Origin of the sequence: Solemya velesiana gill symbiont (assembly GCF_002020805.1) — a bacterium.
Lineage (GTDB): Bacteria > Pseudomonadota > Gammaproteobacteria > Chromatiales > Chromatiaceae > Sedimenticola_A.
Genome location: NZ_MPRJ01000011.1, coordinates 20,674 through 38,496 on the forward strand (window position 1 = coordinate 20,674; position 17,823 = coordinate 38,496).

Consider the following 17,823-nt stretch of genomic DNA (forward strand, 5'->3'; position numbering starts at 1 on the left):
CTTGAGAGTCGCTTTTCTAAAGACTAGTTCCAGTTCATCTTTAACTGTAGATAGAGCCGTGTGTCGGGGATATTACTTAAGTAAAAGTCGGGATCGTCCGCACTTATATTTTCCAGGGTGACGCTGGCTTCGCCGTCGGCTCCGTCCAGGCGAAATGATTTAGAAACCTTGATATTTGCTCGAGTTGAATCAGGTGCAATATCACCATCTCCTGACCACGCAAGCTCAGCGGTGCGGTAGTATGCCGCACTGATTTCCAAGCCATCGTCAAACCGGTAACTCCCCAGCAGGTTGATCATGTGTTTGGAAACCGGTTCGCTATTACTGGATATTGATTCTGGAGAATCACCTACGTCTTCAATCTTTTTACCGCTGAAGTCAATGTGACTGAATCCAGCATGTAAAAGTACGCTGGGAGATGGTCGCCAATTGAATTCCAATTCATAACCGGACAGATCGTAGAAACCACCGTTGATGAACTGGTAGGTCTGGTAGAGGTCAAATGGGGCATTTGTTGGATCATCCGCAGCTGCAGTAATTGCGTTGGTGATTTTCTCTTTGAACAGTTTGGCGTCCAATGTGATTCCGTATCTGGGGAAACTGCCAATGTAACCTACTTCAAAAGATTCAATTTTTTGAGGTTTGAGATCGCCCACTGTCAGGTAGAAGGGAACCAGGGGAATTGGAGGTAGTGGTGGTGGAAGAACTGCAGTATTCATGTTGGCATCATATAGCCGAACATCTGCATTCTGATCCACAAGCGTTGGAACCCTGTAGGCGTGGGACCTGCCTATCCTTAAGGTATTTCTCTCATCGAAATGATAGTTGAGCCCCAAACGGGGAGAGAACAGGGCATCCTGATTCTCGAATTTTTCCACCATGCCACCCAGGTTTAGAACAAGCTGGTCTGAGATTGGCTTTTCAGCATTGATAAAGGCGCGCGCCTGGTCGCGGGTTATCCAATCGTCAGTACCCATCAGCCAATGGCTTTTTCCTCGGTCGTGCCGGGCTCCCAGCCCCCAGGCTATCTTCCAGTCCTCACCCAGCGTCAGGTTGTGCTGGAACTCCAGGTCTGCCCGATGGGACTCGAATTGTGAAAGGCCGATCCAGATTCCGGTATAGGGAGGCGGTAGTTCGTAAAAATCGTCGAGCAACTGGTAGTTGTGATAAAACTGGAGTGAAAATTCGTTATTGTCGGCCAACTGGCGGGTCCACCGAAGCTGTTGGTAATGCATATCCGTATCGACAGTTCGGAACGGCTGGAATTCATCACCTGCCACCCCGTCTTCTCTCAGACCATCGGTGAATCCCAATTTGATGAGAAAGCCGTCCTTGTCAGACAGGGAATAATCACCACGAAAGTCCAGTTTCTGGGTGTCGAAATCATCATGCCTGCCGGTGTAACCATCACCTTCGTCATAGGTCACAGAGAGGCGATAATCCAAATTCTCAAGCCTATCGGCGAATCTTCCATGTATTTTACGATTTCTGGCCTGACCCAAGAGCAGGTTAGTCGCCACACCCTGCTGACTGGACGGGTGTTCTGTAATGATATTGATGATTCCGGCAAAAGAGTTTGAACCATAAGCGGCAGCGTTTGGGCCACGGATGACCTCGATACGCTGAATGTCTTCAATTGAAACCGGCAAATCCGACCAGGTGACGCCACCAAAAGTCGGATCATATACCGAGCGACCATCGACCAGTACCTGCATGTCGCGAGGGTACTGGTCGGCCACGCCGTGGTAGCTTGCGGTATACCTTGAGCCTGTCACCACGCCGATCTGAAAGCCCGGAACCAGGCGTAACAGGTCGGGGATAGTACTAGCGCCGGATGCATTGATCATGTCCCGGTCAATGACGGTAATAGATGCTGGGAGATTCTCAATGGGCTGTCGGATTCGAGTTGCCGTGAGCACAACAGGTATCTCGCCAAAAAAAAGATCTTCGGACAGATTCTCCTGGGCGTAGACCGGTTGCCCGAGGCCCAGAAGTGCGCTTCCCGTGGTAAATGCCAGAAAAATGCGCTTTACCCGTTGTTGGTTATCGATTCTCATAGACAGTCGCCTGGTTCTGTTCAGCAGTAATCCAGCCGATCATGTGATTTGACATGAAAAAGTCATGTCACATTTCGGCTATACTTGCTTCGTTTTTATTTGTCTCTTACCGTAAAATCCTCAGTATGAATTACCCAACTATCGAAGATTTCGTCGGCAATACTCCCTTGGTGAAACTGCAGCGTCTCTCCACTGATAGCAGTGACACCATTTTAGTCAAGCTGGAAGGTAATAATCCAGCCGGATCTGTGAAGGACCGACCCGCGATGAGTATGATACAGCGGGCGGAAAAAAGGGGGCATATCAAGCCTGGGGACACCCTGATCGAGGCCACCAGTGGCAATACCGGTATAGCGCTTGCCATGGCTGCTGCCATCAAGGGTTACCACATGATACTGATCATGCCCGATAACCTGAGTGTAGAAAGGCGTTCATCCATGCGCGCATACGGCGCTGAATTGATTCTCGTCACCCGGGAACAGGGGATGGAGGGTGCCCGTGATCTGGCGCTGGAGATGCAGCAGAAGGGCAAGGGCAAGGTTTTGGACCAATTCTCCAACCTGGACAACCCTCAGGCACATTATGAATCCACTGGACCTGAGATCTGGCGGGACACCCATGGCAAGATTACCCATTTTGTAAGCGCCATGGGTACCACTGGAACCATTATGGGTACCTCGCGCTATCTCAAGGAGCAGAATCCGGACATACAGGTCGTGGGTGTTCAACCGGCTGAAGGAGCAAGTATTCCGGGGATTCGTCGTTGGCCAGAGGAGTATTTGCCAAAAATATTCGAAAGGTCGAGGGTCGATCGCGAAATGGATATTACCCAGGAGGAGGCAGAAGACACCACGCGGAGGCTGGCCACCGAGGAGGGAATTTTTTCCGGAATCTCATCGGGAGGTGCTGTAGCAGCTGCCTTGAAACTGTCACAGGAAGTGGAAAATGCTGTCATTGTGGCAATTATCTGCGACCGTGGGGACAGGTACCTGTCAACCGGAGTATTCCCGGCTGAGTAGATGGCTCAACCCGGTGGCAAAATCTGTAGCCATTTTTTGGCTGCTGATTTCACTCACCTCGAATCTTGCCCAGGCTATCGACTCCATAGACCTTGGTATGGGAACCATCAGTGGTGCCGACTGGAAGGCCGAAGGCGTCAAGTTGCAGCTGAAGTTCTCCGGTCCTGATGCTGCAATATTCCAGATATCGGCAAAAAGTATTCAACACCCCTCACTTCCCTTTGTGCTCCAATCTCCGGTTCTGGATTGCATTGAGGGAACCCTCACATCAGGCCAGATCGGCTGCCAAAAGGGGCTGATAGACATCCAACATCCCTGGCTCAAAAAGGGCCGAATCCCCGTAAGCTTCAACTGGATCGAAGAAAGCCGGAAATTAGCCCTCAATACCGGAACTATATACACGGTGTTTGGGAACCTTTCCATCAAGGTCAACCAGTCTCAACAGGACTGGCATGCGCAACTGACCGGAAAGCGCCTGAATGCTGAAAAGATGCTACATGCCTTTCAGGATTATCTCCCGGATGATTGGCCTGAAGAGCTTGTACTCACGACGATGATGACTGCAAACCTGAACCTGAAAGGCCAGAATTCGGTGGTCAGGGCGGTGGATTGGCAAGTTGAATTCGGTGATTTCGGTTTCAGTGATTCGGAAGGCGCATATCTTGCTGAGTCCCTGGCTGGAAAATGGCAGGGGAGAGGGCGTTACTCAGGCAGTAACTGGAGGGGAAAACAAGATATTTCTCTGCGTTCCGGCGCCTTGTTAACACCATTTTTCTACCTCGAACCTGGTAACAAGCCGATCGACATCGGGTTTGCATACGACTACCACGAAACAAAGGGTGACATCTCTGTATCCAAGTTCAACTTCCGAGATCCGGAAACCATCTCCTTTTCAGCCGAGGCCGCTTACAGGATTACCGAAGCAGCCGGGGAGTCCGGTCTCAAGTCACTAAAGCTCAATACCGATCCGATAAACCTGCCCGTGCTCTATCAACGCTATGTTCAGCCCATTCTGGCGGAATCACTGTTTGAATCCCTTGAATTGGCAGGCCAGTTACAAGTTGCAATGCAGATGGAGGACTACGAGCTATCCCAAATCAACACGAGATTGTTGAATGTCTTTGCAGAACATAAAGTCTCGGAAGAGATTAACGGGAGCCTGTTTGCCCTCTACAACGTTGAAGGTGAAGTGAACTGGCAGGCTTCAGGGTTGTCAAAACCGAGTAAGGTACGTTGGGAAGGGGGGCATCTTCTCGAAAATATCAATATTGGCCCCACAGTGTTGCCATTGAGTCTTTATGGAGGAGAGATTGAACTCGCTTCCGAGTCAAAAATCCCGCTGTTTGATGGCGCCCTCAACGCTGAGAAATTCAGGGTTGGGTTGACAGACGTGGGGCCGAAGGTGGAATTCCAGGGCTACCTGACACCAATATCGATGGAGTCGTTCAGCGAGGCCCTTGGCTGGCCCATACTCTCCGGACAGTTGTCCGGCATGGTTCCTGGCGTAACCTACGAGGAAGGACGGCTCAGCGTAGACGGTATGGCCCTGTTTAAAGTCTTCGAAGGAAATGTCGTGATCAGAGACCTGGTGCTGGAAGATCTTTTTGGCGTTCTGCCAGTACTGAGTGCGGATATCACGATGAAAAACCTTGACCTGGAAGCACTGACCAGGACCTTCTCCTTTGGTAAAATTACCGGAAAACTGGATGGCAGGATTGATTCACTCCGCCTGGAAGATTGGCAGCCAATCGCCTTCGATGCCCGATTTGCTACTCCTGAAAACGACAGCAGTCGTCACCGTATCAGCCAGAAAGCGGTGGACAACATCTCGAATCTTGGCGGTGCGGGTGTTTCGGGTGCGCTATCACGTAGCTTTTTGCGTTTTTTTGAGGAATTCAGCTACGACAAGCTCGGCATTACATGCCGGTTGGAAAATGGCGTGTGTGAAATGGGCGGTATCGAACCGGCCAAGCAGGGCTACTATCTTGTCAAGGGCGGAGGGCTGCCGCGTATTGATATTGTCGGCTTCAACACAAGTACGGACTGGCATGTTCTTATTAGCAAACTGGAACAGATTTCCGAAGGCGGAGCGCCTGTTATCGAATAACCATCAACCTGGAGCGATACGATGAGGATGATCAAACTGAGTACGGCTTTTGCCACCCTGCTGATATTGGCAGCTTGCGTGACAATCAATATCTATTTTCCCGCAGCCCAGGCCGAGGAGGCTGCCGAAAAGATTGTCGACGAAATTCTTGGCCAGGACAGAGAAGTCGAGGATGAAGACGCGCCCAAGACCGATGACAACAGTGCGAGCGCCATCGACTACAGCCATTATTCTGCCCGCGTAGCATCCAACGTGGTGGATTTTTTCGTGCCCCAGGCCCATGCTGCTAAACCCGACTTCAACGTCAACACCCCCAAGATCCGCAAGCTGCGTGCCTCGATGAAAAGCCGGCACAGAAGTTTGGCTCCGTACTACAAAAGTGGCGCCATAGGATTTACCCGCGACGCCCTGGTCGCAACACGCAAGGCTTCTGCCATCTCGCTCAAAGACAGAACCAAGGTCAAGAAGCTGATCTCCGCTGAAAACCGCGACCGCAACGCACTCTACCGGGCAATTGCCGATGCCAATGGACACCCGGAGTGGGAACCTGACGTCCGGGCTGTTTTCGCAAAGACATGGGCACGTGAAGCCGGTAGAGGCTGGTGGTACCAGAACACCAGAGGTCAGTGGAAACAGAAATAAGGTGAAAGCGTTGAGCAGTATCCACACTAATGGGAGCGTCACACCATAATGGCACGCACCAGACGCAAACGTTTACCCCCGGATCCCGTCAGGGCCCAGGTTGAATCCATGAGCCATGACGGCCGGGGTGTAACACATATCGATGGTAAGGTGGTCTTCATCCATGGCGCGCTGCCGGGTGACGAGATTGAATTTCTCTACACCAGGAAGACCAAGCAACATGACGAGGGGCAGGTCAGCAGTGTCATCACCGCTTCTCCTGACCGGGTGGAGTGGAGCCGCAGTGCGTCCATTTTGGCACTTGTGGAGGTTGCACAGCCTGCAACATCAAAGATCGGAAACCTAGGTTTCAACCAAGCAGCAAGCCCTCATGGATGCTTTCCAGCGCATAGGAAAAGTGGAACTTGGTGAAATCCTGGCCCCCCTTGTTTCACCTTCCTCATGGGGCTACCGCCGAAAAGCCCGATTAGGCGCTAAATATGTACCCAAGAAGGGCAAGGTACTTGTAGGTTTCCGGGAGAGGGGATCCAGTTTTATAACGGACATCGAGCGCTGTCATGTACTCCATCCGAAAGTGGGGGAATTGATAACACCACTGGGTGAACTGATTGCATCGCTTTCAATCAGGGAAAAAAGTGCCCCAGATCGAAGTCTCCATGGGAGACGAGCTCCGAGCTCTGCGTGTTGGTGTTTCGTATCCTGGAACCCCTGTCCAATGCCGATCATGCCAGCCTGAAGTCATTTGGAGCGCAGCACGACGTTGTTATCTACCTGCAGGAAGGTGGACCAGAGACCATATGTCCCCTGGAAGGCGAGACAGTAGACTTGCGTTACCGGCTGCCTGCCTACTATCTCGACATCCACTTCCTGCCCAGTGATTTCACCCAGGTGAACAGCGAGCTGAACCGACTGATGGTGGACCACGCCCTGAATCTGCTCAATCCAGGGGAGACCGATCGCGTGTTGGACCTGTTTTGTGGTTTGGGCAATTTCACGCTCCCATTGGCCAGGCGCACTCAAGAGGTGGTCGGTGTGGAAGGTGATGCCGGCCTGGTGGCACGTGCCAGGGCGAACGCCGAGAACAATGGTATCGGCAACAGTCGCTACTTTACCGCGAACCTTTATGACAGCCTGGATAAGGAACCGTGGCTTCGGGAAAAATTTGACAATGCCCAGCTGGATCCCCCACGTTCCGGCGCCTTTGAGGTGCTTGAGCATCTTCCCAAGCTGAGGATAGAACGCATGGTCTACCTCTACTGCTATCCTGGAACACTGGCCAGGGATGCAGGAGAGCTTGTGCATAACCTGGGATATCGACTGGTAGCTGCCGGGGTAATGAACATGTTCCCCCCATACTGCCCATGTGGAATACATTGCGCTATTCGAGAAGAACTGACTTAAACAGCCAAGGGAGTGTGAATGGCGACCGAAATTGAAAGAAAATACCTCGTGAAAAATGATGCCTGGAAGGACAGCGTTATTTCCGAGTCCCGGATCAAGCAGGGTTACCTTGCCAATCAGCCCAGTATGACCGTGAGGGTAAGAGTCGCCAAGGGTACCGCATTCCTTACCGTAAAAGGGTCTACCGAGGGGATCAGTCGCGCGGAGTTCGAGTATGAAATCCCTGTGCCCGATGCCGAAGAGATGCTTAAACTGAATTCCGATCAACCCTATATCGATAAAACCCGGTACAAGGTTAAATGCGGAGAACATGTCTGGGACCTGGATGTATTCGAAGGTGATAATTCCGGGTTGATCATGGCCGAGGTTGAACTCGACAGTGAGGACGAAGGGTTTGAAATGCCGGACTGGGCCGGAGAAGAGGTCTCAGGCGACCTCCGATACTACAATGCAAACCTCATCAACAACCCATACAGATCCTGGTAAGGACGATCAGATGGTTTTCCTGAGAGTGGACCTCGGGAAACAGGTCATTGAGTTACACCGTGACCAGGCTGTACTGCACAACTATCCCGTATCCACGGCATTGAATGGGGCAGGGGAGTTATCCGGCAGTGGCTGCACCCCAAGGGGTAAGCACCGTGTAAAGATCAAGGTTGGAGCAGGTGAACCCGAGAACGCGGTCTTCGTAGGTCGTCGTACCACGGGCGAGATCTACTCAGATGAACTTGCGGCCCAATACCCGGAGAGAGACTGGATCCTGACCCGTATCATCTGGCTTACCGGGTCAGAATCGGGAAGAAACCTCGGGGGCAATGTGGACACCCTGCGGCGTTACATCTACATCCACGGTTGTCCCGACACCGAACCCATGGGCATCCCCCGATCCCATGGCTGTATCAGGATGCGCAACCGGGACATCATGGCCCTCTTCGACATGGTCGAGAACGGCATGCCAGTGGAGATTTTGGAATAGAGACCTACTGGACGAAGAAGTTGGTGAAATAGAGATCCTAAATGATCTCCTTGTCTCCCTCAAGGGTTTCAATAACCTGCTGCAGCGATTTCAGGGCTTGCTTGAGTAGTTTTTCCTTCCCGGAAGGGGTCTTCAGCTCCTTGTTTTTCTGATCTCCCAGCAGCAGAAGCATTTCGTGGCGAAGTGCCGCATCATGCATTTTGATCTTTGCGGCATTCTCATCGCCCTTGGTCATCAACTGAACGTCGCAGCGGATATATTTCCTATGCTCCTGCAGATTGGCGACCTGTGATGGCGAGAGTGAGTGATAGACTGCAGGGAGTTTGGGGGCCTTTTCAGCCTCTTCATCATCGGCGGCCAGTGCGTTGAAAGAAGCTGCCAGTAAACTGATCAAAAGTACGAGAGATACAAAGCGCATATTCTTTTTCCATATATAATCTGCGACTGTGATTAATCCGGCACCATAATATGTCATGTTCAGTGCTTCAAGAATGTTCCTGATCAAGGCGTGGCTTGCTGGCAATGGCTATTCCCTTGGCAAGAGCCACAACGCGGAGCAGGGACATTCTTGAAGCACCTCACTTTTTAATTTGGGAACCAAAGGCCGTTGTGCGCAGACCTACAGACTGCGTTATCAAAACTTACTGTAGGAGTGCTACAGTAAGTTTTGATGCCTTGCTGCAGGCCTGCGCACAACGGCTGAACATGGCATATTATGGTGCCGGATTAATTATCTACATTATCGTCTATAACAATAAAAACTGGAATTATTAATGACACGAACAACTTGCAGAGTACCACTCCGATGAGCCACGGCCCATTGATGCTCGACCTTGCAGGTCACCATATGACGCAGGAAGAACGGGAGATGCTAAGCCATCCTGCAACCGGTGGAGTTATCCTGTTCGCCAGAAATTATGAATCGCCCGACCAGATCAACGAACTGGTCAGCGAAATTCACGCGCTGCGAGAACCTTCACTGATCGTAGCCGTGGACCAGGAAGGGGGCAGGGTACAGCGATTCAAAGAGGGGTTCACACGCCTGCCGCCCGCCGCCTGGTTCGGCCAGCTCTACAACAGCAACCACCTGGCGGCCCGTCATTATACCGAGCTGACTGGCTGGCTGATGGCATCCGAGTTGCGAAGTGTCTGGGTCGATTTCAGCTTTGCACCTGTGCTCGATCTGAACAGGGGTGTCAGCGAGGTGATTGGTGATCGGGCATTCCATACGCAACCCGCCATTGTTGCCGATCTCGCCTCAGCCTGGATGAAAGGTGTACATGATGCCGGTATGGCAGCTGTTGCCAAGCATTTTCCAGGACACGGCGGTGTTACCGAAGATTCTCACCTGGCGCTTCCCGTGGACAGGCGTCGCCCGGAAGATGTCATGATGGAAGATCTGATGCCTTTCCAGAGATTGATCGACGGTGGTGTCGAAGCAGTGATGCCTGCCCATGTGATCTACGAGAAGGTATCTCCGGATCTGGCTGGTTTTTCAAGCTTCTGGCTACAGGAAGTACTGAGAAAACGCATGAACTTCCAGGGTGTTATCTTCAGTGATGACTTGACCATGGCGGCAGCCGGTGAAGCGGGAAGCTATGCCGAGCGGGCCGATGCAGCCCTCACTGCAGGATGTGACATGGTCCTCGTATGCAATAACCCCGAGGGTGCGATGGAGGTGTTGGAGGCGCTGAGTGATTACAGCGACCCCGCATCCCAAATGCGGCTGCTCAGAATGCATGGCAGAAAGAGGCAGACCAAGGAAGAGTTGCGGCTTGATCCACGCTGGAAAAGGGCAATTGACCTGATTGCCGAGTACGAGACATCGCCATCTCTTGACCTCGGGCTGGAGTAACTCACGAATCAAATTAGAAACTCTCCAAAAATATTCTTGATATTTATCAGTTCTTGTGCCAAATATTTATCAGTTCTTGTGCCAAAAAAGGACATACGCTCGAATAAAGCAAAAAACAATAAATACAATATATTATTAAATGCTTATTCGGCGTGTTTTATTACCCGCATACAGAGGGTATCAATAGGCCGATCTGCCAAGGCAGGCAATCAAATAATAGAGAATCGGCCGATTGTGACTGGATGCGGGGTACACCAGTAGGAATTGGAGGAAACAATCATGAAGGTATTGGATGATTTTCGTGGCCGTCAGACAGAAATAGCTCAAATGATCAGCGATCTCAGGGCAATCATGACCCCTGAACAGCTCAAGATCAGACCCACGGCAGAAACAGCGCACAAACTGCTCTGCGATCTGGGTCAAAAACTGAAAAACCATCTTTCCGCGGAGGACAAGGGTGTATACCCCCCCCTGTTGACCCATGAAGACCCGAAGCTGAAGTCTTTGGCATGGGGTTTCATCTTAGGTCAGAAACCGCTCCGCAAGCAATTCGAATCCTATCACCAGCGGTGGCTCAAGGACTGCAACTTTGAATTCACACAGGATTTCATGGATGCAACCATCGAACTCTTCGATGCGATTGAGTTGCGCCTGGATCGTGAATCTTCCGTACTTCTGCCGAAACTCGAGCAGAGCGGGATGTTTGCAGCACGCGCTTAAGCCGTAGACCGATAAAAAATTTTGAGACCTCCCACTGCTGTTCTGCGGCAGGGGAGGTTTTTTTATATCCACAGTTGATCAGTAGGAAATATCCAAGTAGGATGCGTCTTCAAATTTAGAAAACGTCTAATTCATTTTACCTGACAACTTTTGGAGGACACTAAAGTGGGTGTACTAGTAGGTCGTGAAGCTCCTGATTTTACTGCGCCAGCTGTACTCGGCAGCGGCGAGATTGTTGATGCCTTCAACTTCAAAGATGCAACCAACGACAAATATGCCGTTGTTTTCTTCTACCCCCTCGATTTCACCTTTGTTTGTCCTTCCGAGCTGATCGCTTTCGATCACCGCCTGGAAGAGTTCAAAAAGCGCAACGTGGAAGTAATCGGTGTCTCCATCGACTCTCATTTCACCCACAACGCCTGGCGTAACACGCCTGTCAACGAAGGTGGCATCGGCCAGGTTGGCTATTCCCTGGTAGCTGACCTGACCCACGAAATCTGCAAGGCCTACGATGTGGAAACCCCCAACGGTGCCGTTGCATTCCGTGGCTCCTTCCTGATTGACAAGAACGGCATGGTTCGTCACCAGGTGGTTAACGATCTGCCCCTGGGCCGCAACGTCGACGAGATGCTGCGTATGATCGACGCCCTGCAGTTCACCGAAGAGCACGGCGAAGTCTGCCCCGCAGGCTGGAAAGACGGCGACAAGGGTATGACCGCGACCCCTGGTGGTGTTGCTGCTTACCTCGCTGACAACGCTGAAGAGCTGTAATCGCGCACCGGTAACTCACCGGTAGCAATAAAACCGGACTCTCCACAAGGGGAGCCCGGTTTTTTATGCCAGGGATGGAGGAGTAGCTCGTCGGATTTGATCACTGCCTGTGGGTGTGGGAGGGGCGCCCCGCCCCGATAGCGGCCTTGATCCAATCACCAAGTGTGCAATAGGCCCATTCGCCGCGAGGCGCGCGGCTCCCACGGAGATAGAGGCGAAGCAGGATGCCAGAGCCGAGGAGCGGCGGTGTAACAGGATGTTCACGTAAAAGAGAGACTAGGTGGCATCCGGCCCTTGGGATAAGATAAAGACGATACTAATAATGCGCGAAGGGCAGGGGACATAATGTCAGACTTAGCAATAATCGGCGGTTCAGGCTTCACGAAACTCGAAGAGTTGAAGATCGTAAGAAGGGAAGTGATACACACCCCCTTTGGTGAACCCTCCTCACCGCTGGTACATGGCATCTTCAATGGGCTTGAGGTGGTGTTTCTTCCCAGGCATGGGTCTGCTCACACCATACCACCCCACAAGGTAAACTACCGGGCCAACCTCTGGGCCCTCAGCCATATTGGTATCAAACGCGTCATCGGTGTCGCTGCCGTAGGCGGTATCAGAAAAGATATGGCGCCGGGAAGTATCGTCATTCCCGACCAGATAATCGACTACACATACGGTAGAAGTCATACATATTTTGAAACGGACCTCTCCCATGTAACCCACATCGACTTCACAGAGCCCTACTGCAATGAACTGCGCAACGCCCTGATTGAGGCTTCGGAATCTGCCGGAATCGACCTCATAACTAACGGCACCTATGGTGCTACCCAGGGCCCCAGGCTGGAAACCGCGAAAGAGATCGACCGCATGGGCAGCGATGGGTGTGACCTGGTGGGCATGACAGGCATGCCGGAGGCGGCACTGGCCAGGGAGCTCGGCGTCTGCTACGCCAGTTGTTCCGTGGTGGCAAATTGGGCAGCTGGGCGCAGTGATGGGCCAATCACCATGGACGAAATTGAAAAGCACCTGATAGACGGAATGGAGAGGGTGCGTAAATTACTTTCGATATTTGCAGGTCAAAATTTCCTGCATGACCTTGAAAACTGATAAAAAACACACTAACTGACAGAATTATCAATGTTTATGCCTATGCGAATAACGATGTCCTGACTTTGACTCAGCTCAAGTACGTTTTATTAGCATATGCTAATATCGCTGGTTACTGCTGAAATTTAAACAATGGGGAGTTGCGACATGGTCGACAACGAAAAAAACGAAGAAGCGCAGGAACCCAAAGAGTCAAAGAAAAAACTGCTGCCGCTCCTAAAAAGAAGGTTGCTGTGAAGAAAAAGACCGCCAAGAAAAAGTGGCTAAAAAGAAGGTCGCGAAAAAATCTGCTGCCGTCGAATCTGCTACAGTTACACAGGCAGAAACATCAGCTGAACCAACAAGACCCTCGGCCACTGCTGAACCAGCAGCCGTTGCTTCATCAGTGAAGGAAGAACAGGAAACCGCAGCGCCTGTTGAACAGACTGCGAATAATGCACAAATTCAGAAAAATTGGAGGAAATGGGCATTATGGCTTCCGAAAACCAGACAAGCCAGACGGAAACCGCTCCTGCGCCTGCACCTAAAAAGGCTAAGAGTTCCATTGGTGGAACGATCGGTAAGATGATTCTTGTGGCCGCCATCGTAGCCGCAGTCTTTCTGTACATGCAGTCCATCGAACAGAAAGGCGGGGTTGTCGAAACAGCAGTGGAACCAGCGGAAACAGAAGCTGCCGATCAGCAGCAAGCACAAACCGCTGGCGAACAGCCTGCTATCGTCGTTACAGAACAGGCTGAGGCGGAGCCCCCTGTGCCAGCTGCAGAATCCGCTGAAACCGTAGAATCTGAAGCAGTGGCTACCGCTGAAGAAACTGCCGACTCATCGGCGGCGGCTCCCGCTCCTGCAGTGGAGGAGACAGCCACTGCCGAGGCAGCCCCCCAGGCCGACTCCCCGGCAGCTGAAGCGGCTGCCACTGAGACCGTAGTGGAGATGACGGAGGCGGCTGCTCCTGCAGAACCCCCGGCAGAAACCGCGGAACCTGCAGCACCACAGCCTGAAGCGCCAGTTGCAGAGGTAACGGCCCAGCCTGAAGCTGTACCGCCCCCTGCTGCAGAAGCCACCACAACCGCCCAGGCAGTAGAAGCTGAAACTCCTGCATCAGCAGAGATTGCACCGGCTGCACCTGCACCATCCAGCGAGGCCTCTGCTGCTGCACCTCAGCGGCCAGCCAGGCCCACACCGCCAGCACGGCCTGAGTGGGCTACACCCGGTTACAGACGTCCGATGCCTGAGCGCCCTGACTGGGCCACGCGCAGCCGCCCTAAACGCCCGGATTGGGCCAAGCGCCCGGAACGTCCCCAACCACCTGCACGCCCGAGCTTTGCGGACCGTTATGGCAGCGCAGCGTCAACCTCCGAAGGCGAGGAGGGGACCTCTGTGGCAGAACGGCCGGAACGCCCCGTTCCCCCACGTCGCAGCAGACCTTACTACTGGCCATATCCTTACGGCGGTTACGCACCTGCAGCCGCTCCCTACGGATATGCACCTTACCCCTATTCCTATGCGCCCAGGCCAACAGCACCGGCAGCAGAGTAGGGTAGAGGGATCAAACCAAAAAAGCTCCGGCCCGCTTTTTTTTGAATTTTCATCTCTTTGCAGAAATTGCCCGTTTTGTTGAATTCCTGCCAGTTGGCTAGTGTTGAAACACTCTCTACACCCGTGGCACATACAGTTAAATTTTGATCTTATTGATTGTAAATATACTTATTAATCAGTATGTAATGGATGTTAGTTAAAGTAACAATTCCTACTAAAACGTAGAAATTTACCGGGTTCATCAAAGACTTTTGTCTGCTTGTCTTGATTGATCATTTACCTATTAGATAGGGTGCCTCTAGGCAAAATCAGATCACTTTCAGGTATTGACTTTGGCTTCTTTGCTGGTACTGTCTGCACCCGCAAAGCCACACCTGAAATATTGGCAGGAACCGTCACAACCCCCACCAGGTACTGTTGGGTAAACTAGGAAACAGAAATGACAGACCTTACACGTTATCGAAACATCGGTATCTTCGCTCACGTAGATGCAGGTAAAACCACCACCACTGAGCGTATTCTGAATCTGACCGGTAAGACCCATAAGATTGGTGAGGTACATGACGGTGAGGCAACCACTGACTTCATGGATCAGGAGCGCGAGCGCGGCATTACCATTCAGTCTGCAGCCACCTCTTGTGACTGGGATGACCATCGCCTGAACATCATCGACACCCCCGGGCACGTTGACTTCACCATCGAAGTTTACCGTTCCCTGAAGGTACTGGACGGCGGTGTAGGCGTTTTCTGTGGTTCCGGTGGTGTTGAGCCCCAGTCCGAAACCAACTGGCGCTATGCAAACGAATCCGGAGTTGCCCGTATCATCCTGGTCAACAAACTCGACCGCCTGGGCGCAAACTTCTACCGCGTTGTCGATCAGGTCGAGAACGTCCTGGGCGCCAACCCCCTGGTAATGGTGCTGCCCATCGGTGAAGAGGACGGCTTCACTGGCGTTGTGGACCTCCTGACCCGTAAAGCCTGGGTATGGGATGATTCCGGCGATCCTTCCAGGTACGAACTGCAGGACGTACCTGCCGACATGGCGGACAAGGTAGAAGAGTACCGCGAGAAACTGATCGAGACTGCAGTCGAGCAGGACGATGACCTGATGGAGGCTTACCTGGAAGGGGAGGAGCCCTCCATTGACGACATCAAGCGCTGCATCCGCAAGGGCACCATCGCCCTGGACTTCTTCCCCACCTACTGCGGCTCTGCTTTCAAGAACAAGGCTATCCAGCTGGTGCTGAATGCTGTTGTGGACTTTCTACCCAACCCCGTTGAGGTTGAACCCCAGCCTGAAGTGGACCTGGAAGGCAATGAGACCGGTGATAAGGCGATCGTGGACCCCGATCGCCCCCTGCGCGCCCTGGCGTTCAAGATCATGGACGACCGTTTCGGTGCCCTGACCTTCACCCGTATCTACTCCGGTACCCTGAAGAAGGGCGACACCGTGCTCAACACCTACACCGGCAAGACTGAGCGTATCGGTCGTATCGTTGAGATGCACGCCGACTCCCGTGAAGAGCTCGATTCTGCCCAGGCCGGCGATATCATCGCCCTGGTGGGTCTGAAGAACACCCAGACCGGTCACACCCTGTGCGACCAGAAGAACCCTGCCACCCTGGAGCCCATGGTCTTCCCGGATCCCGTGATCTCCATTGCGATCGCCCCCAAAGACAAGACAGGCTCCGAGAAACTGGGTATCGCACTGAACAAGATGATGCAGGAAGATCCCTCGTTCCGCGTCGAAACCGACGAGGAGAGCGGTGAGACCATCATCAAGGGCATGGGTGAGTTGCACCTGGATATCAAGGTCGACATCCTCAAGCGTACCCACGGCGTTGAGGTCAATGTTGGTAAGCCCCAGGTTGCCTACCGCGAAACCATCACCCAGCGCACCGAAGACAGCTATACACACAAGAAGCAGACCGGTGGTTCCGGTCAGTTCGCCAAGATCGATTACGTCATTGAACCCGGCGAGCAGAACAGCGGCTTCGAATTCGAATCCCAGGTCACCGGTGGTAACGTACCTCGCGAATTCTGGCCCGCAGTAGAGAAGGGCTTCAAAAACAGTATGGAAGAGGGCACCCTGGCCGGCTTCCCGCTGCTGGACGTCAAGGTCATCCTGATGGACGGAGGTTTCCACCCCGTTGACTCCTCTGCAGTCGCCTACGAAATCGCAGCCAAGGCCGCTTACCGCCAGTCTGTACCCAAGGCGTCGCCTCAGCTGATGGAGCCCATCATGAAGGTGGACGTATTCACTCCTGAAGATCACGTGGGTGACGTAATCGGTGACCTGAACCGCCGCCGCGGCATGATCAAGTCCCAGGAAGCGGGTGCCACCGGTGTGCGCGTTAAGGCCGACGCACCTCTGAGCGAGATGTTCGGCTACATCGGCGACCTGCGTACCATGACCTCTGGTCGTGGACAGTTCTCCATGGAGTTCTCTCACTACATGGCTTGCCCGAACAGCGTTGCTGAGGCCGTCATCAAAGAAGTCCAGGAGCGTAAGGGCTAAATCGATACAGCTGCACTGCCTTTCTCACTAAAGAGGAAGGCAGTGCATCTCGCTAATGCCTTTAACGGTCTTTTCTACCGTGTAGCCAACAAAAAGGAGAGGGGACATGCTTTCCGAGCACCACGATATCGACCACGAATTTCCAGAGTACCACGAGAAGCTTGAAGCCATGTGTGCTGCCGATGCTCAATTTGCAGCCCAGGTTGCCAAGCACGACAAGATCGACAACGAAATCCGCGAGCTCGAAGAGATGGGTCAGCCCATCGCCGACGAAGAAATCGAAAAAATGAAATACGAGCGCGCCCAGCTTAAAGATGTGATCTACGCCCGCCTGAGACAGGGTTAAGACCCAATCTGGCCTGCGATATGACCCGCAGAGGTTATCTGCGGGTCATACTTAAAACTCCTCGCAACACTTCTGATTTTTCGAGACATCCCGACACAATCTATAAATTTACTTAGTAATTCCACGTATCCTACTGATATTTTTAATAAATTATTAGTATTTCGACAAGCCGCGTTGCGCGCATGTTTTTTTGTGCTGCTGAGGTCGCTGGATTTCAAGCTCGTGCATCCATAAATGCACAATAACTGGCGCGAGGTATTGCTCAGTCTCAAAGCCAGAGGCATGAATGCACCAAAGCGTCGATTCAGCCAAAAGTGAAATCGGCTTTGCATGGAATTTGGCAGGCAAAAACCCGAACAGATGCGTACAAGGCATTTGAAAGGCAACGTTAACGCTACAAAAGGACCGGTAAGAATTGCTGGCTTTTAGCGATACCCGTGACGGCATGCTGCATATGATGTTCAAGTTATCACAATGTGCAGAGAGAACCTGGCGCAAGCAAAGATCGAGGTGACAGCAGGCAATCAGGTTGCGGCTTGATCAAGACTCAAACACCAGTTCATCTATATAAAGCGCATAATTAATATTATGTAAAATCACATGTATATGAACGCCAAGTAAATGTATGAATTCCACCTAAAACTGTAAATTTGTCATCCACCCTTCTGTATCAGCACAGTTCACAATGGGCAGCGATTCAATCGATTTCTGCCAAGGTAGGCTGTACTGCAGAGACCCTACGCAAGTGGGTTAAACAGGCGGAAATTG

Annotated in this window: 16 protein-coding genes and 1 pseudogene; 15 read left to right on the forward strand and 2 right to left on the reverse strand. The window is 52.3% G+C overall.

Annotation, left to right across the window (positions count from 1 at the left end; all coding sequences use genetic code 11):
- Nucleotides 1–23 precede the first annotated feature (23 nt).
- Nucleotides 24–2,057, reverse strand: a complete 2,034-nt coding sequence (locus BOW53_RS02730; protein WP_078485991.1) for a TonB-dependent receptor plug domain-containing protein — start codon at nt 2,055–2,057, stop codon at nt 24–26.
- Between the two features lie 125 nt (nt 2,058–2,182).
- Here BOW53_RS02730 and cysM point away from each other — a divergent pair, with 125 nt between their 5' ends.
- The 7 genes from cysM to BOW53_RS02760 all read left to right on the forward strand — a co-directional run bounded on the left by cysM (nt 2,183) and on the right by BOW53_RS02760 (nt 8,202).
- Complete coding sequence (cysM, locus tag BOW53_RS02735) at nt 2,183–3,076, forward strand: cysteine synthase CysM (RefSeq protein ID WP_078486002.1); 894 nt, start codon at nt 2,183–2,185, stop codon at nt 3,074–3,076.
- Nucleotides 3,077–3,089: 13 nt separating this feature from the next.
- Nucleotides 3,090–5,183, forward strand: a complete 2,094-nt coding sequence (locus tag BOW53_RS02740) for a hypothetical protein (RefSeq protein ID WP_078485992.1) — start codon at nt 3,090–3,092, stop codon at nt 5,181–5,183.
- A 21-nt stretch (nt 5,184–5,204) separates the two neighbouring features.
- Nucleotides 5,205–5,825 carry a YdbL family probable chaperone protein gene (locus BOW53_RS02745; RefSeq protein ID WP_245831973.1) on the forward strand — a complete coding sequence of 207 codons (621 nt, stop codon included), beginning with the start codon at nt 5,205–5,207 and terminating at the stop codon, nt 5,823–5,825.
- Between the two features lie 48 nt (nt 5,826–5,873).
- Nucleotides 5,874–6,236, forward strand: coding sequence for a TRAM domain-containing protein (locus tag BOW53_RS13800; RefSeq protein ID WP_425442886.1), 363 nt, complete (start codon nt 5,874–5,876; stop codon nt 6,234–6,236).
- Nucleotides 6,237–6,512: 276 nt separating this feature from the next.
- Entirely contained in the window at nt 6,513–7,226 is a 714-nt protein-coding gene (locus BOW53_RS13805; protein WP_425442887.1) for a methyltransferase domain-containing protein, read from the forward strand.
- Between the two features lie 18 nt (nt 7,227–7,244).
- A complete protein-coding gene (locus tag BOW53_RS02755; RefSeq protein ID WP_078485993.1) occupies nt 7,245–7,712 on the forward strand; it encodes a CYTH domain-containing protein in 468 nt (155 codons plus the stop codon).
- A gap of 10 nt (nt 7,713–7,722) precedes the next feature.
- Entirely contained in the window at nt 7,723–8,202 is a 480-nt protein-coding gene (locus tag BOW53_RS02760) for a L,D-transpeptidase (RefSeq protein WP_078485994.1), read from the forward strand.
- Nucleotides 8,203–8,239: 37 nt separating this feature from the next.
- Here the strand turns inward: BOW53_RS02760 and BOW53_RS02765 are convergent, their stop codons facing one another.
- Nucleotides 8,240–8,620 carry a flagellar basal body-associated FliL family protein gene (locus BOW53_RS02765; RefSeq protein ID WP_172838740.1) on the reverse strand — a complete coding sequence of 127 codons (381 nt, stop codon included), beginning with the start codon at nt 8,618–8,620 and terminating at the stop codon, nt 8,240–8,242.
- 387 nt (nt 8,621–9,007) lie between these two features.
- Between BOW53_RS02765 and nagZ the strand changes: the two genes are divergently transcribed.
- The 8 genes and pseudogenes from nagZ to BOW53_RS02805 all read left to right on the forward strand — a co-directional run.
- Nucleotides 9,008–10,057, forward strand: coding sequence for a beta-N-acetylhexosaminidase (gene nagZ / locus BOW53_RS02770; RefSeq protein ID WP_078485996.1), 1,050 nt, complete (start codon nt 9,008–9,010; stop codon nt 10,055–10,057).
- 279 nt (nt 10,058–10,336) lie between these two features.
- A complete protein-coding gene (locus BOW53_RS02775) occupies nt 10,337–10,777 on the forward strand; it encodes a hypoxanthine phosphoribosyltransferase (RefSeq protein WP_078486004.1) in 441 nt (146 codons plus the stop codon).
- Between the two features lie 165 nt (nt 10,778–10,942).
- Complete coding sequence (locus BOW53_RS02780; protein ID WP_078485997.1) at nt 10,943–11,548, forward strand: peroxiredoxin; 606 nt, start codon at nt 10,943–10,945, stop codon at nt 11,546–11,548.
- 345 nt (nt 11,549–11,893) lie between these two features.
- Nucleotides 11,894–12,655, forward strand: coding sequence for an S-methyl-5'-thioinosine phosphorylase (locus tag BOW53_RS02785; RefSeq protein ID WP_078485998.1), 762 nt, complete (start codon nt 11,894–11,896; stop codon nt 12,653–12,655).
- 471 nt (nt 12,656–13,126) lie between these two features.
- The gene (locus BOW53_RS02790; protein WP_078485999.1) at nt 13,127–14,191 is read left to right on the forward strand and encodes a hypothetical protein; all 1,065 of its coding nucleotides are present in this window, start codon (nt 13,127–13,129) and stop codon (nt 14,189–14,191) included.
- 439 nt (nt 14,192–14,630) lie between these two features.
- Nucleotides 14,631–16,709: an elongation factor G gene (gene fusA / locus BOW53_RS02795; RefSeq protein WP_078486000.1), complete on the forward strand. Its 2,079-nt coding sequence runs from the start codon at nt 14,631–14,633 to the stop codon at nt 16,707–16,709.
- 106 nt (nt 16,710–16,815) lie between these two features.
- Nucleotides 16,816–17,055 carry an HP1242/YdcH family protein gene (locus BOW53_RS02800; RefSeq protein ID WP_078486001.1) on the forward strand — a complete coding sequence of 80 codons (240 nt, stop codon included), beginning with the start codon at nt 16,816–16,818 and terminating at the stop codon, nt 17,053–17,055.
- 243 nt (nt 17,056–17,298) lie between these two features.
- Nucleotides 17,299–17,560: pseudogene (locus BOW53_RS02805) on the forward strand (hypothetical protein); the annotation flags it as partial.
- Nucleotides 17,561–17,823 lie beyond the last annotated feature (263 nt).

What these genes read in the sequence shown, in the direction of transcription:
- BOW53_RS02765 (WP_172838740.1), bottom strand. Translation starts at nt 8,620, where the DNA reads ATGCGCTTTGTATCTCTCGTACTTTTGATCAGTTTACTGGCAGCTTCT.
- nagZ (WP_078485996.1), top strand. Translation starts at nt 9,008, where the DNA reads ATGAGCCACGGCCCATTGATGCTCGACCTTGCAGGTCACCATATGACG.
- BOW53_RS02745 (WP_245831973.1), top strand. Translation starts at nt 5,205, where the DNA reads ATGAGGATGATCAAACTGAGTACGGCTTTTGCCACCCTGCTGATATTG.
- BOW53_RS02755 (WP_078485993.1), top strand. Translation starts at nt 7,245, where the DNA reads ATGGCGACCGAAATTGAAAGAAAATACCTCGTGAAAAATGATGCCTGG.
- BOW53_RS02760 (WP_078485994.1), top strand. Translation starts at nt 7,723, where the DNA reads ATGGTTTTCCTGAGAGTGGACCTCGGGAAACAGGTCATTGAGTTACAC.
- BOW53_RS02790 (WP_078485999.1), top strand. Translation starts at nt 13,127, where the DNA reads ATGGCTTCCGAAAACCAGACAAGCCAGACGGAAACCGCTCCTGCGCCT.
- fusA (WP_078486000.1), top strand. Translation starts at nt 14,631, where the DNA reads ATGACAGACCTTACACGTTATCGAAACATCGGTATCTTCGCTCACGTA.
- BOW53_RS02785 (WP_078485998.1), top strand. Translation starts at nt 11,894, where the DNA reads ATGTCAGACTTAGCAATAATCGGCGGTTCAGGCTTCACGAAACTCGAA.
- BOW53_RS02730 (WP_078485991.1), bottom strand. Translation starts at nt 2,057, where the DNA reads ATGAGAATCGATAACCAACAACGGGTAAAGCGCATTTTTCTGGCATTT.
- BOW53_RS02775 (WP_078486004.1), top strand. Translation starts at nt 10,337, where the DNA reads ATGAAGGTATTGGATGATTTTCGTGGCCGTCAGACAGAAATAGCTCAA.
- cysM (WP_078486002.1), top strand. Translation starts at nt 2,183, where the DNA reads ATGAATTACCCAACTATCGAAGATTTCGTCGGCAATACTCCCTTGGTG.
- BOW53_RS02800 (WP_078486001.1), top strand. Translation starts at nt 16,816, where the DNA reads ATGCTTTCCGAGCACCACGATATCGACCACGAATTTCCAGAGTACCAC.
- BOW53_RS13800 (WP_425442886.1), top strand. Translation starts at nt 5,874, where the DNA reads ATGGCACGCACCAGACGCAAACGTTTACCCCCGGATCCCGTCAGGGCC.